Below are 15,064 nucleotides of genomic sequence, written 5' to 3' on the forward strand. Positions count from 1 at the left end.
TCCGACCCGTCGCGACGATCAAGGCGGCGGCGGCGGTGGAAGAAACGGTGGTGGCGGCGGCGGTGCAAACGGCGGTGGTGGTTCCGGCGGCGGTGGTGCTGGCGGTGGCGGTCCGAGAAATGGCACGGTGATCGGCGGCAGCCCCGGAATCTCCACGACCGTCACGCCCCCGTCCGGAGGGCCTGGGATGTCCGGCGTGCGCTGGACCGGAGGTGGCGGCGGTGCCGGCGCAATCCCGTTGCTGGTGTTGATCGTGATGATCGATCCCGGGAAGGTCTGACCGCTCGGCGAGGTCCCCACCACGGTGCCGTAGCGGGATGAGCTGTTCACCGATGTCGGCTGGTCGGCGACCTGGAACCCGGCGTCCTTGAGGCGCTGACGCGCCGCATCCAGGTCCAGGCCGGACACACTGGGCACCCGGCCGCCCGGCGCGCCCTCGACGTAACGCGGATCGGTCGGCGGCAGCTGCACCTCACCGAAATTGGTGGCGATCGGCTTCATCGCCTCGAACCAGGTGCGTGCAGGCTCGTTGCCGCCGTACAGGTCCCCGCTGCCGCACGCACGCAGCGGGAAAGAGCAGATGCCGGACGGCGAGCTGGAGTCGGCGAAGATGTAGTTCGCCGCGGCATAGCGGTTGGTGAAGCCCACGAAGCCCGAAGAGCGATGCGACTCGGTGGTGCCGGTCTTGCCCGACAGGGGCAGCGTCCACCCCACCGAGCCGGCCGCCCCCGACGCGGTGCCGCCGCTCTGGTCGTCCTTGCTCAGCGCGTTCGCGAGGGTGTTCGCCAGTCCCTCCGGCACCGCCTGGTCGCACGGCTCGATGGTGTACGACACCTCCTTGCCGTGGCGGTCGTAGATCTTGTCGACCGGGTTCGGCGGACACCACGTCCCACCGGAGGCCAGCGTCGCCGCCACATTGGCGAGTTCGAGCGCGTTGAGCTGGAACGGGCCCAGGGTGAACGAGCCCATGTTCTGGCGCTTGATGAAGTCGGCCAGGCTCTCGTTGCTTTCCGGGTCATAGGCCCGCGCCGTCGCCGGGGTCGCATAGGAGCGCAGCCCCAGCCGGACCGCCATGTCGACCGCCCGGGGAACGCCCACCTGCTGAATCAACTTGGCGAACGCGGTGTTCGGTGAGGTGGCCAGCGCGTCGGTCACGTTCATCGAGCCGCGGTAACCGCCGCCCGCGTTTCGCACGCACCAGGTCTCCTTGGGACAACCTGGCGTATCGCTGCTGCCCAGCCCCTTGGCCTGGAACGAGCCGGGGACGACCAGCTGGGCGTCGATCCCCATGCCCATGTCCAGCGCCGCAGCCGTGGTGAAGATCTTGAAGATTGAGCCCGCCCCGTCGCCGACGAGGGAAAACGGCTGCGGCTGCACCGTCTCGTTGGCGTCACTGTTGAACCCATACGTGCGGTTGCTGCCCATCGCCATCACCTGATGCGCGTCCTTACCGGGCCTGATCACGCTCATCACGCTGGCTACCCCGTCCAAGGTCGGGCTGGCGACCTTGTCGATCGCCTGCTTGACCGAAGCCTGCACCACCGGGTCCAGCGTCGTGCGGATCAGATAACCGCCGCGGGCAACCTGGTCCTTGTTGATGCCCGCCCGCGCGAGGAAGGCCAGCACATAGTCACAGAAGAACGCGCGATCGCCGGCGGCGATGCAGCCGTTCGGCAGCCCGTTGGGCTGCGGCAGGACCCCCAGCGGGGCAGCCTTCGCGGCGCGAAGCTCGCCTGCTTGCTGCGGCAGGTTCTCGATCATCGTGTCCAGCACCAGGTTTCGGCGTTGCAGCGCACCGTCGGGGTTGGTGTACGGGTTCAGCGAGCTCTCGGACTGCACCAACCCGGCCAACAGGGCGGCCTGCTGCCAGTTGAGCTGCGACGCGTTGATACCGAAGTAGGTCTGGGCGGCGTCCTGGATGCCGAAGGCGCTGTTGCCGAACGACAACAAGTTCAGGTAGCGGGTCAGAATCTCGGCCTTGGTGAACGTCTTGTCCAGCGTCAGCGCCATCCGCATCTCGCGCAGTTTGCGTGCCGGGGTGATCTCGACGGCCGCCCGCCGCTCGGCGTCGGTCTGTGCTGTCACCAGCAGCTGGTAGTTCTTGACGTACTGCTGCTCGATCGTCGAGCCGCCGCGGGTGGTGGGGTCGCCGGAGAGGTAGCCCGACAGGCCGGTCAGCGAGCCCTGCCAGTCCACGCCGTTGTGGTCGGCGAACCGCTTGTCCTCGATCGACACGATCGCCAACTTCATCGTGTTGGCGATCTTGTCGCCTGGCACCTCGAACCGGCGCTGCGAATACAACCACGCGATCGGATTCCCGGCCGTGTCGACCACCGTCGACACCTGCGGGACGTCACCCGTGAGAAGCTGCGCCGAGCCGTTGGCGACGATGTCGGAGGCGCGGTTGGACAACAGCCCGAGGCCACCCGCTATCGGGAACATCAGGGCCGCCGCCACGACCCCGGCTAATAGGCAGCACCATGCCAGCTTGATGACCGTCAGCCCCGTCGGCCGCCCCTCCGACATGCTTACAGAGTAGTTCTCCTTTTTGACGGAGTCGGCTATTTCATGCGTTTCACGCGGGGCATGTCGCCGCCGACCCGGCCGTCGCCCACGGCGTGCGTCAATTCGACTGTCAGACAGCCGATTCGCACGCTAGGCTGCGCCGTCGATTCGCTGCACCCCGAGAAACGGGTAGGCAGGCGTGTAGCGGTGCGCAGCGCCGGGCCTACCTGCTGGCGGGTAGCTGAGGCCACCCGGTGACACCGGGGCGCAAATGGAGGTCACCTATGATGTGAATCACTGCCCGTTGCTGGACCCTTGAGAGGTCGGACAGCGCCAACTCAGGGGGCAGATCATGTGGACTGTAGTCACCACGCTGGGCTTCCGAATCGACGGTATCACCCATGAGAAGATCGCGCTCAGGACCGTACATTCAATGGGAACGACGTCGCTGGTGGCCCCGTACCGCTATGCCGTGGTCGACAATCGTGGTCGCCGTTTCCATGCAGAGCTTCATCGTTCTTCCACCTCGACGTCGCGCCGCAGCCCGATCTGCGGCGAGCGGTACAGATGACCTGCGACCGCTGCGGGATCGTCAGTTCTTGACCAGACCACCGTCGACGAGAAGGTTCTGGCCGGTGATCGCCCGCGACCACGGACACGCGAAGAAGAGCACCGCATCGGCGAACTGCTCCGGCGTGGTCACCGAACGCAGCGGTGTATTCTGCGCGATCGCGTCGAAGACCGACTCAGGCGTGGCAGCGCTGGCATCCGTGGTGCGCAAGAGCCCACCGCTGACCATGTTCACCGTGACGCCACGCGGCCCGAGGTCGGCGGCGAACGTGCGCGTCAGCGACAGGAGCGCGGCCTTGGCCGCGGTGTAGTCGTGATACGGCACAACAGGATGCTGGAACAGGTTCGTGCCGATGTTGATCACACGTCCCGAACCGGTCTGCTCGAATTCCGGCAGCGCCGCCTGGATGACGTTGACGGCACCCGCGACCGTCCCCGCGAACTGCTTTTCGAAGGTGCCGTAGCCGATCTCGTCTGCCTTGGCCCGCGCGTCGCCGTTGAACGAAAAGTCGACCAGCGCATTGTTGACCACGGAGGAAACAGGGGTGCCGAACCTCCGATGCGCCTGCGTCATGAGCGAGTCGACTTGTGTCCGGTCGCGCACGTCGGCCTGGACGGCAATTGCCTGGCCAGGATGGGCGGCGGCGAGATGTTCGGCGGCCTCGCGACTTTTGTTGTAGTTGATCACCACCCGCGCGCCCTCGCGAAGGAATGCTTCGGCGATGCTGCGGCCGAGCCCGCGGCCACCGCCGGTCACCACGACCACCTGCTCGGCGATCGTGATGCTCTGAGCATCGGTGGCAATCGGACCGGGTGCAGATGCCATGCGGGTCTCCTGGTGATGACGAAAGACATGTGGACGCGCCGCTGCACCGAACGTCAGAGACGAAGTGAATCGCACTGGTTCCGACCAAGGCTTGGTCGGTCCGTTGCACAGCCTAGAAGAAGGCTTCGATACGTGATCCGCACCGTCTCCGGCATTGAGGAAACGCGGAGGAACGCCGTGTACAAGGGAGGCTGTGACCATCCGACTCGAGGAGATCGCCGATCTGCGCGGCTGGCGCGACCTGATCGACGACATCGGCGAGTTACGACAGATCGACGGCGCGCACTGGGATGAGGAAATCGGAGCGGCATCGCAAGTCAACTACCTGCGCGCCTCTCCGCCGGCGCTGATGTTCGACAACATCACCGGCTACCACAGCGGTCAGCGCGTGCTGAGCGCCAGCATCGCGAATGCCCGCCGACTCGGCGTGACGCTGCGACTTGGAACAGATCTCGACGACCGGGCGCTGATCGAGGCGCTGCGCAGCCGCCCGAACCACTGGGCGGCCACCGCGGCCGACCACCCGACGCACGAAGTCGCTTCCGGTCCGGTGTGCGAAAACGTCCTGAAGCCATCGGAAGTCAATCTGTTGGACTTCCCGATCCCCCGGTGGCACGAAGGTGACGGCGGGCGCTACGCCGGCACTGGCTGCGCCGTGTTCACCACCGACCCCGACACCGGTGTCGTCAACGCCGGCGCGTATCGCATGCAAATCCAGAACGGCGGGCGCGCGGTAAGTGTCAACATGGAGGCCGGCAAGCACGGCGCTGCGCATGTCCGGGCCTGGTTCGAGCGGGCGGGCCGGGCACCGGTCACCGCCTCACTCGGCCACGACCCGCTCCTGCTGGTGGTCGCGGGCACCGAAGTCCCCCGCGGCGTCTCCGAACTCGAGTACGCCGGCGCCGTGATGGGCCGGCCCGTGGACATCGTCGCCGGCGAGGTCACCGGACTCCCGGTGCCCGCCTTCAGCGAGATCGTCGTCGAGGGCTGGCTGAAGCCCGACCGCCGCGAACCAGAAGGTCCGTTCGGAGAGTGGACCGGCTACTACAGCGGCAGCAGTGAACCGGTCCTGACCATGGATATCGAGCGGATCTACCACCGCCACAACCCCATTCAACTCGGGGCGCCCCCCGGCAAGCCACCCCACGACTACTCGTACATGCGCAGCGTGATGAAGTCCGCGATGATCCACGACGCACTGATCGCCACCGGCCTTCCCGGCCTGGAGGGCGTGTGGGCGCACGAAGTCGGCGGCGGCCGTCAGCTGCTCGCCGTCGCTGTGCACCAGCAGTATCCGGGGCATGTCCGCCAGACGGGGCTGCTCACCGCGTCGCTGCCGGCGGCGGCCTACATGAACAAATTCGTCATCGTCGTCGACCACGACGTCGACCCCCGCAGCCTCAACGACGTGATGTGGGCGGTCTGCACCCGCACCGATCCCGGCGCGGACATCGAAGTGCTACACCGCACCTGGGGCAGCCGGGTCGACCCATTGCGCGAACCGGGCGCGCCCGCGTTCAACAACCGGGCCGTCATCGACGCCTGCCGGCCCTGGACGCGTCTGGCGGAGTTCCCCGCCGTCGCCGAGGCGTCACGCGGCCTGCTCGACCGGGTGGTGCACCGCTGGCCCGACGTCCTGGGCGGGATCCGTTGACGGCGATGCTCGACGAGACGGCCGGGCTGTGAGGGTGCCGTAGCGGCGGGAATCGCGGACCGGTGCGGGCGCACGGGAGTACCCTCCCACCAGGAGGCCCGACTATGCGGAAACACTCCAACTGGATCATCGTCCTCGCCGCCATCGCCGTCATGGCCGTCGCGATGGCAGCGCCGGTCAGCGCCCATCACGGCTGGAGCGAGTACCAGGACGAGCAGTTCGACATCACCGGAACACTCGCGTCGCCCGTCAGCCTTGCCGGTCCGCACGCCACCGCCCGACTCCAAGTCGATGACGAACTGTGGAACCTGGTGTTCGCCCCGCCGACGCGCACCGCCGCGGCCGGCCTGACCGAGGACGCCGTTCCCGTCGGTGCCACCGTGACGGCAAGCGGTCACCGGCATCTCGACGAGGGAACGCTCGAAGTCAAGACGGAACGCCTCACCTGGAACGACACGGTGTTCGACGTCTACCCCGAACGCGATTGACGCCTGAAGCCGCAACGCAGCGCGCATGACGGACGCGCTCGCCTGGCTGGAATCGTCTGCCCTCGGGATGTTCATGCGCGACTCCGGCCCGTGGACCTATCCGGTGGTCAACGTGATTCACGTGTTCGGGGTCGCGACGCTGTTCGGAGCGGTACTCGTTCTCGATCTGCGGCTGCTGGGCGCGTGGCGACGGACACCGCTTCGACCGATCACCACGGTTGCCGCGCCGGTCGCGATGGCAGGATTCGCTCTCGCCGCCGCCAGCGGTGTCTGCCTGTTGGCGGCGAACGCTCTGGAGTACGAGAACAACCCCGTTCTGCTGGTGAAGTTCGCGGCCATCGCGCTGGGAGTGGTGAACGCCATCGCGCTGCGCGGCACCGCCGCCTGGAAAGACCACACCGTCCGCGATCTTTCCCGGTCGGAAGCGCGGCGACTGGGGGTCATGGGCGGCGTGTCGCTGGCCAGCTGGCTGACCGCGGTCGGCGCGGGACGCATCATCGGGTACTGGTGACGGACCATGGATCACAGCTGGCTGCGGAGCCTTTCGACGAAGCCGGCCATCCTCGTGCGATGCGACCCCGGCCAGTAGATTCGTCCGCAGTCCGGACAGCGGCTGAAATCGTCGTAATACCGCCGAGTCAACGGCTCGAGGCGGTCGATCACCTCGTCCTTGCTCACGCCGATCAACCTGCCGTTGCACCGCACGCACCGGCTGAACGGCGCCAGTCGTTGCTTCAGGTCCAGCCGCCGGACCACTTCGAGCGTCTGCTCCTCGGGATGCTCGGAGTGGACGAACAAGCCGTGCGTGACGGCGCGGCGCTTCAGAAGGGCCCGATCGCGGGTCAGTAGGATCCGGTGCTGGGCCAGACTGACGTCGACGAGGGTCCGGTCCTCCCCGTCGCTGGACCACCACACGTCGAACCCGAGCACGCGAAGGAGCCGCGCCAGCCGACCGAGGTTGACGTCGACGACGAAGCGCGGATCACGCAGCGGCACCGGCCGCAGCCGTGCGGTCGATCCGATGTCGAGCGCCTCGAACACCGGATACACGGCGATGCGGTCGCCGGAGGCCGGGCGGTGGGCGAAGTCTTGCGCATTCCCGTTGACGACCACCAGGTCGACCTCGGTATGCGGGATGCCCATCGCCTCCAGCACGTCCTTCACCGTCTGATGCGGCCGAAACGGACGGCGCACGGTCAGACCGCGCGACTCCGAGGACAAGAAGTCGTTGAGTTCGGCGTATGCCCGGACATCCACGTAGCCGGCCATGCCTCATGCTCTCTCTGACGGTCTACGGCGACAACGGCACAGTCGTCACCGGTGCCGGCGCGGAACCTCCACCGCCGCTTGATGATCCACCGCCGCTTGATGATCCGCCGCTCGACGATCCGCCGCCGCCCGATGATCCACCGCCGCTCGACGATCCACCGCCGCCCGACGGCGCCTGGATCACCGGGGCCGGCGACGGGGCCAGCGCGGGCTCGGGCGCCACGGCCGGCGGCGTGTATGCCGGCGCCGACGGCGGGACGTGCGGAGTCGCCTGCGCCGGCGCCTCGGGTTCCGGCGCAACCGTCACGATCGTCGAGGGCTCGGACGGAACCGTCGGAACCGTCACGGGCACCGACGACGTGGGGGGTGGCGCGGACGTGGTGGTCGGCGCGGACGTCGTCGGCGGCGTGGTGGTGGTCGTCGGCGGCGTGGTGGTCGTCGGCGTGGTGGTGGGCGGCGTGGTCGTGGTCGGCGTGGTGGTGGTGGTCGGCGGCGTCGTGACCGTCGTCAGCGTCGGGAACGTCGGCGGCGGGAACAACGGCGGAAGAATGATCACCGGCGGAATCGGGACCACCGGCAGCTGCGGTGCGGGAGCCGGCGCGGGCGGCGGCGCTTGCGGAGCCGGAGCCGGAGCCGGAGCGGGCGCCTGCGGTGCCGGAGCCGACGGCGCGTTGTTCACCGGCGCACGGTTGACCGGAACGCTCGGCGCGGCCGGAGCCGCGGGCGCCGGAGACACCACCGCGATCGGCAGCGCCACCGGATCGGGCGCGTGCGGCACCGGCGGCAGGTACCGCCCCGGCACCGTATTCGACTGAATGGCCGGTGCCGGCTGTGCCTCGACAGAGGCCGCCGGCCGGATGGTGACGGCAACCGAGACCGCCAACGTCGCGAAGGCCATCGCCACGAACCCCAGCGCACTGCCCATCAGCCAGGCCCTCGGCGGCGGCAGCGCGATCACCGCGGTGTACGGCGCCTCATCCTCCTGCTCGGGAATGAACTCCTCGATCGAGTCCGCCGGCATCTCGTAGTAGTCCGGCTCCTCCTGCGAGTACGCCAGCTGCGGCCCGACCGCTGCAGCGTCCGCGCTCGCGGGCGTTATCTGGGTTGCATCGGCCGCCGCGGGAGCCATCTGGGTTGCATCGCCGGCCGCTGGTGCCATCTGGGTGGCATCGCTGGCCGCAGGCGCCATCATCGTCGCGTCCGCGGCGGCCACCGGCGACATCTGCGTCGCCGCGCCCGCCGGGAAACCCGAGTCCTCGACCGTTTGCGCGGCGCCGCGCGCGATCGCGTAGCCGGCATCGGCCGGTACCTCCACCGGCGTGGTCGTGCGCAGCTCGGCCGCGATCGATTCGAGGTCCAGGCGCTGCCCGACCAGCATGATCCGGGTCACCTCCGGGCCCGGCACCTGCTCGAGCACCGCGGCACACGCGACGGCCGCGCCTGCCGCACCGATCGGCACCGACGCCAGCACCGATGTCGACTGCTCGTCCTCGCCGATCACGGCCAGCGAGACGGTGTCGTCGTCGGACAGCAGCAACGCGGCGTCCGCGCCGACACTGCGGGCCAGCGCCGCGGCCGCCTCGGCCTCAGCCACTATCTCGACGTTGGGCACTCCGGCGTTCGACACCACCTGGCGCAGGGTCTCGGCCTGCGAGGGGTCGGACAGGCAGAGCCGGGTCGCGGCCACCCGATTGCCGGAGTCGGCCACCGCACGGTAGGTGCCGACGATGGTGTCTGCCAGGTCGGTGAGCGCATCATCGGGCAGGTCCATCGCATACTGGTCGAATACCTGACCGCCCGAGGCGGGCGAGCCCACCATCGCCAGGCGCGCCACCCGTCCGGTGACCGCCACCCCGACGACTACATCCACCGATCCACCCCCTGCCTATACAACGGTCCCAAGCTACCTCGACGGCCCACCCGCGCTCACTTGTGTCCAGAAGCGACAATGAGCACCCTGAGGTGGCAACACCTCGCGGTGCCACTCAGAGAGGAAATCGTCACGTGAGCGACCAGCGTTACGACGCACCCGACACCGTCGCGGTGGCCACCACCGCCGCGCCCGCCGTCGCCCGGTCGCCCCGCGTCGGCTACGTGCCCACGCGGACCAACATGGTGCGCGACGGCGTCGCGGTCGTGCTGCTCGTCGTCGCGCTGCTTCTGCCGTGGAACCTCGGCTTCGGTCTCGGCGTCCCGGGCAGCAGCGTCCCGCTCTTCGGCCTTGTTGCCGTCGTGACGCTGCTGTCGCTGGGCGCCGCGCTCGCACCACACGTCGGCCCGTTTCGGCTCACCGCCCCCCAGCCCGACGTCCGCCGCACCAGCCGGATCCGTTTGCTGCTCAGCCTGGCCTACCCGATCGTCGCGGTCGGCTTCGTGGGGCACCACCTGGTGCAGACGGTTCGAGACGGCGGAACCGGGCTGGTGCCGCCGGGTATCGGGCCCGGCCTGATCGCCGGTATCGGCGGCGCGATGCTCGCCGCGCAGCCGCCGATCACCAGTATCACCATCGAAGGCAACGGCTTTCGGCGCTGGTACACAGTCGCCCGGGTGCTGGGCGCGGTGTCGATCGCCCTCGCGACGCTTTCGGTTGCCTTCAACCTGTATTGGCGGCTGCGCTATCTGTTCGTCACGAACGACGCGTTCGGCGGTCAGGATGTCGCCGTCATCGTCACCACGCTGCTCTACGCGGCGGAGGCGATGATCGCCTTGGTCATCGCGTCGCGGTGGCTCATCGAAAAGTCCGCCGCCGCGCGACTGGCCACCACCGCGCTGGGCGCCTCGGGCGCGCTGGCGGCCGTCCTGGTGTGGATTTTTCCCGTCGGCCGCGACATCGACGCCTTCCACGGCATCGCGCAGAACACCTCGACGGCTGCCGTGGGCTACGAGGGCTATCTGTTCTGGGCGGCCGCGGCCGCGATCGTCGCCCCCACCACGCTGTACGCCGTCTTCCTGGTCAAACCACCGACGCTGGGCGCCTTCCGTTCGGCCGCGCAGAAGTGTCTGACGCTCATTGCGTTCTGGGCATTCGCCGCAGCGACACTGCGCGTCGTCGACTTCCTGATCGCGTTGTCGCTGAACCTGCCCCGCGCCCTGTACGACAGCGTCGCGATGACGGCGTTCAATGCGATCGCCGGCGTGATTGCGTGGTGGCTGCAGCGCCAACTCCGCAGAGGCGCAGCGACGCCGACCGTCATCGCCGCCTTCAGCGGGGTGCTGTTCGTCTTCACGATCGCGAACCTGGCCATCGGTGTCGCGCTCGCCCCGCGTTATGCGGAACCGCCGCCCGATGCGATCTACGGCAACAACCTGGCCCAGCAGATCACCAGCACCTTCGACGTCGTGGTGTGCCTACTGAGCCTCACGATCCTGGTCGCCATGTTGTTCACCGGCCCGCTCGCCGGTTATCTGGTGCGCCGCCGCGACGCGCGGGTCGCGACCGCTGCCGCGCCCCCGAAACCGCCCACGGCCGAGCCGACGACCTCCGCGCCACCGACGATCGTGCGGCCCGCGGCAATGCCGAGAATCGTTCGGCTCAAAGAGGATTCGACGACGGTGCTCCCGGCTCCGCCGACGCTGCGGATCCAGCGCCGCGAACCGCCGTCGTCGGGGCTCCCGAAATAACCGGCGACCGCGGGGTGCGATCAGTCAGAATTGTTCAGCGAGAGAACGTTACGAAAATGTGGCGAAACCGTTCTCGGGAGGGGTCCGTCGAAGGGGCCTGACGGGATCTTGTTGCGGTTACTGTGCTGTGGAATACGACCGAAGGCCGAGCGAACTCTGAAGGGGAGTCAGCGGCGAGGGAGCCATCGGATGAGATAGGGGTTCAGCCCGATGTCGATGACGGGTCGGTCGATGTGGCGATTCGGGGTGCGAGCCGTCGGAGTGTGGGTGGTCGCCGTCGGGTCGCTGATCCTGCCGCCCAGCACCGCGGCCGCCGACCCCGTCGGCATGGCACCGAAGCATCTTTCGAAACAGACTCGCGACGGATGGAATCTGTCGATCTCGATTGAGGGGGAACGGATCAACTCGGTGCCCAACCTGGCCGACGCGACTACCTCGCGAGAAGGTTTCGTGACCCTGTCGGCCACCGCCACGGCCGAGGGCGGTGAAACGCCCATCACCGACAGTCTTTTCATCACCGGATATCAGCTGGGCTGCCAGACCGATGTGTCCAGCGGCTTGGGCATGGGCGGCGCGGGCGCGGGCGGCGGCAATGTCGGGGCCGGTGCTCCGCTGCTCAATCCCGGGGCCGCCTCCGACAATGTCGGGGGTGCCGGCGGCGGGGCGGGTTTCCTCCAGACCACCATCCAGCCCGGTGTCATCGTGGAAGTGCCGATGACGAACATGGCCCTCTCACCCGACGGACGCGCGATGCTGGATCTCGACAACATCCATATCAAGGCCGACGCGTGTGGAGGTGACGTCACCATCCGGTCGTACGCCTACCTTCGTGTCGCCACCGCCCTGACGCATACCGGATTCGCCGTCTACGGCGATCCCCTCAAAATCTAGGAACCGGAGGTAGGTCTCGTGGGTTTACGAATCGTCGCCCGACGCCGCACCATCTCGGCAGTGGCCAGCCTGTGCACGCTCGCCACGCTCACCTCGCCGCCCGCGGGAGCTCAGCCTGAACCGGCGCCGCCGGTTCCCCCCGGCTTCCCGATAACCCAGCTGATCGTTCCGGGCAATCCTGGCAAGCCCTTCTTCATGCAGGATTTCTCGCAGGAGTTCGCCCCGTACACCCCTCCCGCGCAGACCGACGCCCGCGGCGTGTTCGTTGCCACGAACGCGAACTCGGGTCAGACCGTCGTCGGCATGCCGGGGTCCCGTCTGGGGGTTGTGTCGCCGAGGATCGGACCGTATGCCGGTCCCCCCGGCTTCCAAACGCAGGGCTTCGGCTCGGGCGTCATGATCGGCAGCATGGGGGAGCCCGCCTCGGAAGTGGACCCCTACGGACACGCACCCGCCTCAGGCCAGGCAGGCGAGCTGTCGCCCTTCGGGATCACCGCCAATACGGGCACGTCACTGGAGAGTGCCGGGGTGGAGGTCGCCACCATGGGCAGTACCGCCGGACTCGAGGATCCGAACGGTCAACCCCCGGCCGGCCCGGGCCCGGTGGGTTTACCCCTCCTGCCGCCGCCGCAGCCGAATCCCTGAGCGAGACGATCCGGGATCAGCCCGGATCTGCGGTGGCCGCTTTCGTTGCGTGTCGCGCCACCGTCGCGTCCAAGGTCTCCTGCAGCGCGGGTACCTCGGCCAGCAAGCGGTCGAGATCATCGCGCCCGATGCGCAGCACCTCGGTCCGCCCGGTGGTCGTGACAGTCGCATTCCGCAGCTTTCCGCGGCGAAGCGCCGATTCGCCGATCACCTCACCCGGTCCCACCACGGCGATGCGTTCGTTGCCGACATACACGCCCGCCTCCCCGCTGAGCAGGATGTAGCAGGCGTCCGACACAGTCTGCTCGCGGATCAGCGGCCATGGCCCCGATGTCGAGCTGTGATGCGTTACTCGGGTAATACGCCTCAGGTCTTCCTCGGAAAAGTTTGCGAACGCATCGAGTTTCCGTAGTCGACGGACGTCCTCTGCGGTTTCCTTCTCGCGGGCTCGATTTGCCTCGGTGGTCTGGCGCCTGTTCATGGTCGCTCCCCGGTTCATGATGACCCTGATTCTCCGGAGCCTAGCGAGAGGCCATTGCCTGTAGGCCGGATTCAACCACTGCCGTACAGATGCAGGGCCCGGGCCGACGCCGTCGCCACGTCCCCCCGCAGCTCCGAGATCGGCGCACTGCCTCGCACGTGGATGGAATTCGTGAGCAGCACGACGTAGGTATCCGAACCGGGATCCAGCCACAGCGAGGTTCCGGTGAAGCCGGTGTGGCCGAAGCTGCCGATGGGAAAGACCATGCCTCGCGGCTCGGACTGTCCCGTATCGATATCCCAGCCCAGGCCCCGCAGGCTCTGTCCCTTGATTGCCGGGTAGTGGGGAGCGAGCAGCGGGTCTCGTGGGTTCGGCCTCGTCGCACGGGCGGCATCGTTCGCTGCGTCGAGTTGTTCCGCCGTATGCCCGGGCTGTTGCGGAGTCGTCATCAACTCCAAAGTGGCCTGCTGCAGCGGAAAAGTGCTCGGCCGGCCCGCAAGCCGGTCGAGCAGTGCCTGCGCATAGCTGCTGACATCGTGTGCCGTCGAGAACACCCCGGCATGCCCCGCCACTCCACCCATGCGCCGCGCCGTCGTGTCGTGCACGGTGCCCCGGAGCAGGTAATCGAGGTCGGGATTCTTGACCGGATCGGCTCTGCCCTCCTCGTCACGTGCCGTTGGTGCGATGCGCGGCAACAGGTTGGTGCTCCAGGTGCCGGCGGGACAGTCGACCGGCGCGCCGGACGCGGGAGCCCAGACGATCGCGGCTCCCCGCATCGTGTGCGGACCGCAGGCGCCGGCCGGGGGTAGGTACCGGGTTTCGTCCATGCCGACGGGGGCGAATACGTGCTGCTGGACGTAGACGTCCTCCGCCTCGCCGGTGATCTTCTCGATCACCGCGCCGAGCAGGATGAAGTTGATGTCGGAATAGCGGAAACGCTCACCGGGCGCCGACTCCAGCGGCGTGGTGAGCGCGCGATGAATGCCTTCCGTCTTGTCGGCCGCTTCCAGTCCCCACGGATCTCCGAGATTGACGTCTCCCGTTTCGCCTGAGGTGTGCGTGAGCAACATGCGAACGGTCACCTTGGCCCGCTGGGGGTCGTCGGCCGGGTTGAAGTCGGGCAGATAGTGCTGCACGGGATCGTCGAAGGCGACCTTGCCTTCTTCATAGAGCTGCATGACGGCGGGCGCGGTCGCAAGGGTTTTGGTCAACGACGCCAGGTCGAAGATGGTGTCCTCGGTCATCGGCTCTGCCGGTGCAGGCGATCCATCCAGTCCCGGCTCCCCGGCCAGCTTGCGCGAGCCGTACGCCTGGTGGAAGACGACCTTGCCGCCGTGCCCGATCACCACCACGGCGCCGGGCAGCTTGTGTGCCGCGATCGCGTCGTTGATCAGCGTGGAGACGGCGGCGAAGTCGGGCGCGGGAACCGCAACGGGCGGCAACGCCGGCGCAACTGGGGGCGGCAAGGCTTGCGCGTTGTCGGTGACGGCGGTCTGCTCTGCTTTTCCTGGCGAACACGCCGTCGCGAATGTCAGCACGGCAGCGCCGACAGCAAGGGCCGTGCGCACTGATGGCTTACCGAACATAAAGCTGGCCTTCTTGTTACAGAACTTGGGGGTTCAGCGGCAGTTCCGTGGCACGCGACCTTACACGGTTATCGTGTCACCGCTCGCGAGCGTTGTCCGTCATATCGCCGCGCCGTCGTCCGATACCGCCGCTACGCGATTAACTGGCAACGCCGCAGATGAGCGGAACGCACTCCATTGGTCACGGCTCAGGTGCGGTCGGGTCCAGACGCAAACCCCAGGTCGGCGCCACGCGACTACACCGGGTGCGAACTCCACCGGTCCTGCCGGGGAGTGGAACAACACGTCGGGGGTCAGGCCTTCCGAGGCCAGCAGACCAGCTGACGATCCGCAGTTCGGCTGTGGTTCGGTGAGCAGACCACGGCGGAAATGTGGCCCCACCCCGGCTCCGACTCCCGACGCGAAGACGACGGTCGTCGCCGGACAGCGCGGTGCGCTCCGATGGGTCGCTCGGTTGAGTTCCTCGCTCCTTCTCGACGTCACCCACTTTGGTCGCAAAGCTCATTAGTCGGGCTTGATTGTGAAGCA

General features: G+C 67.9%; 12 protein-coding genes. 6 read left to right on the forward strand and 6 right to left on the reverse strand.

The window, feature by feature from the left end:
• Positions 1–18: 18 nt before the first annotated feature.
• Positions 19–2,526 (reverse strand): transglycosylase/D,D-transpeptidase PonA2, encoded by a 2,508-nt coding sequence (gene ponA2 / locus ACVWWN_RS36780; protein WP_457148250.1) that lies wholly within the window; start codon positions 2,524–2,526, stop codon positions 19–21.
• 571 nt (positions 2,527–3,097) lie between these two features.
• A complete protein-coding gene (locus ACVWWN_RS36785) occupies positions 3,098–3,901 on the reverse strand; it encodes a 3-oxoacyl-ACP reductase (RefSeq protein ID WP_457148251.1) in 804 nt (267 codons plus the stop codon).
• Positions 3,902–4,094: 193 nt separating this feature from the next.
• Between ACVWWN_RS36785 and ACVWWN_RS36790 the strand changes: the two genes are divergently transcribed.
• The 3 genes from ACVWWN_RS36790 (at position 4,095) to ACVWWN_RS36800 (ending at position 6,554) form a co-directional block, all read left to right on the forward strand.
• The gene (locus ACVWWN_RS36790) at positions 4,095–5,555 is read left to right on the forward strand and encodes a UbiD family decarboxylase (protein WP_457148252.1); all 1,461 of its coding nucleotides are present in this window, start codon (positions 4,095–4,097) and stop codon (positions 5,553–5,555) included.
• Positions 5,556–5,659: 104 nt separating this feature from the next.
• Positions 5,660–6,043, forward strand: coding sequence for a DUF6152 family protein (locus tag ACVWWN_RS36795; protein WP_457148253.1), 384 nt, complete (start codon positions 5,660–5,662; stop codon positions 6,041–6,043).
• Between the two features lie 25 nt (positions 6,044–6,068).
• Positions 6,069–6,554, forward strand: a complete 486-nt coding sequence (locus ACVWWN_RS36800) for a hypothetical protein (RefSeq protein WP_457148254.1) — start codon at positions 6,069–6,071, stop codon at positions 6,552–6,554.
• A gap of 11 nt (positions 6,555–6,565) precedes the next feature.
• Here ACVWWN_RS36800 and ACVWWN_RS36805 read toward each other — a convergent pair whose 3' ends face one another.
• Positions 6,566–7,312, reverse strand: a complete 747-nt coding sequence (locus tag ACVWWN_RS36805) for a Mut7-C RNAse domain-containing protein (protein ID WP_457148255.1) — start codon at positions 7,310–7,312, stop codon at positions 6,566–6,568.
• A gap of 22 nt (positions 7,313–7,334) precedes the next feature.
• Positions 7,335–9,182 (reverse strand): hypothetical protein, encoded by a 1,848-nt coding sequence (locus tag ACVWWN_RS36810; RefSeq protein ID WP_457148256.1) that lies wholly within the window; start codon positions 9,180–9,182, stop codon positions 7,335–7,337.
• 134 nt (positions 9,183–9,316) lie between these two features.
• On the opposite strand from ACVWWN_RS36810, the gene ACVWWN_RS36815 reads away from it, so the two are divergent.
• The 3 genes from ACVWWN_RS36815 to ACVWWN_RS36825 all read left to right on the forward strand — a co-directional run bounded on the left by ACVWWN_RS36815 (position 9,317) and on the right by ACVWWN_RS36825 (position 12,469).
• Positions 9,317–10,933, forward strand: a complete 1,617-nt coding sequence (locus tag ACVWWN_RS36815) for a DUF7937 domain-containing protein (protein WP_457148257.1) — start codon at positions 9,317–9,319, stop codon at positions 10,931–10,933.
• 210 nt (positions 10,934–11,143) lie between these two features.
• Positions 11,144–11,824 (forward strand): MspA family porin, encoded by a 681-nt coding sequence (locus tag ACVWWN_RS36820; RefSeq protein WP_457148258.1) that lies wholly within the window; start codon positions 11,144–11,146, stop codon positions 11,822–11,824.
• An 18-nt stretch (positions 11,825–11,842) separates the two neighbouring features.
• The gene (locus ACVWWN_RS36825; protein WP_457148259.1) at positions 11,843–12,469 is read left to right on the forward strand and encodes a hypothetical protein; all 627 of its coding nucleotides are present in this window, start codon (positions 11,843–11,845) and stop codon (positions 12,467–12,469) included.
• 16 nt (positions 12,470–12,485) lie between these two features.
• Here the strand turns inward: ACVWWN_RS36825 and ACVWWN_RS36830 are convergent, their stop codons facing one another.
• Together ACVWWN_RS36830 and ACVWWN_RS36835 are read right to left on the reverse strand one after the other, a co-directional pair.
• Entirely contained in the window at positions 12,486–12,950 is a 465-nt protein-coding gene (locus ACVWWN_RS36830; RefSeq protein WP_457148260.1) for a cyclic nucleotide-binding domain-containing protein, read from the reverse strand.
• A 71-nt stretch (positions 12,951–13,021) separates the two neighbouring features.
• Complete coding sequence (locus tag ACVWWN_RS36835; protein WP_457148261.1) at positions 13,022–14,536, reverse strand: serine hydrolase domain-containing protein; 1,515 nt, start codon at positions 14,534–14,536, stop codon at positions 13,022–13,024.
• Between the last annotated feature and the right edge of the window lie 528 nt (positions 14,537–15,064).

The organism is Mycobacterium sp. URHB0021 (genome assembly GCF_054057895.1).

Bases quoted from the DNA above. Each gene is read 5' to 3' on its own strand.
- ponA2 (WP_457148250.1), bottom strand. From the start codon at position 2,526: ATGTCGGAGGGGCGGCCGACGGGGCTGACGGTCATCAAGCTGGCATGG.
- ACVWWN_RS36785 (WP_457148251.1), bottom strand. From the start codon at position 3,901: ATGGCATCTGCACCCGGTCCGATTGCCACCGATGCTCAGAGCATCACG.
- ACVWWN_RS36795 (WP_457148253.1), top strand. From the start codon at position 5,660: ATGCGGAAACACTCCAACTGGATCATCGTCCTCGCCGCCATCGCCGTC.
- ACVWWN_RS36800 (WP_457148254.1), top strand. From the start codon at position 6,069: ATGACGGACGCGCTCGCCTGGCTGGAATCGTCTGCCCTCGGGATGTTC.
- ACVWWN_RS36805 (WP_457148255.1), bottom strand. From the start codon at position 7,312: ATGGCCGGCTACGTGGATGTCCGGGCATACGCCGAACTCAACGACTTC.
- ACVWWN_RS36820 (WP_457148258.1), top strand. From the start codon at position 11,144: ATGTCGATGACGGGTCGGTCGATGTGGCGATTCGGGGTGCGAGCCGTC.
- ACVWWN_RS36830 (WP_457148260.1), bottom strand. From the start codon at position 12,950: ATGAACAGGCGCCAGACCACCGAGGCAAATCGAGCCCGCGAGAAGGAA.
- ACVWWN_RS36835 (WP_457148261.1), bottom strand. From the start codon at position 14,536: ATGTTCGGTAAGCCATCAGTGCGCACGGCCCTTGCTGTCGGCGCTGCC.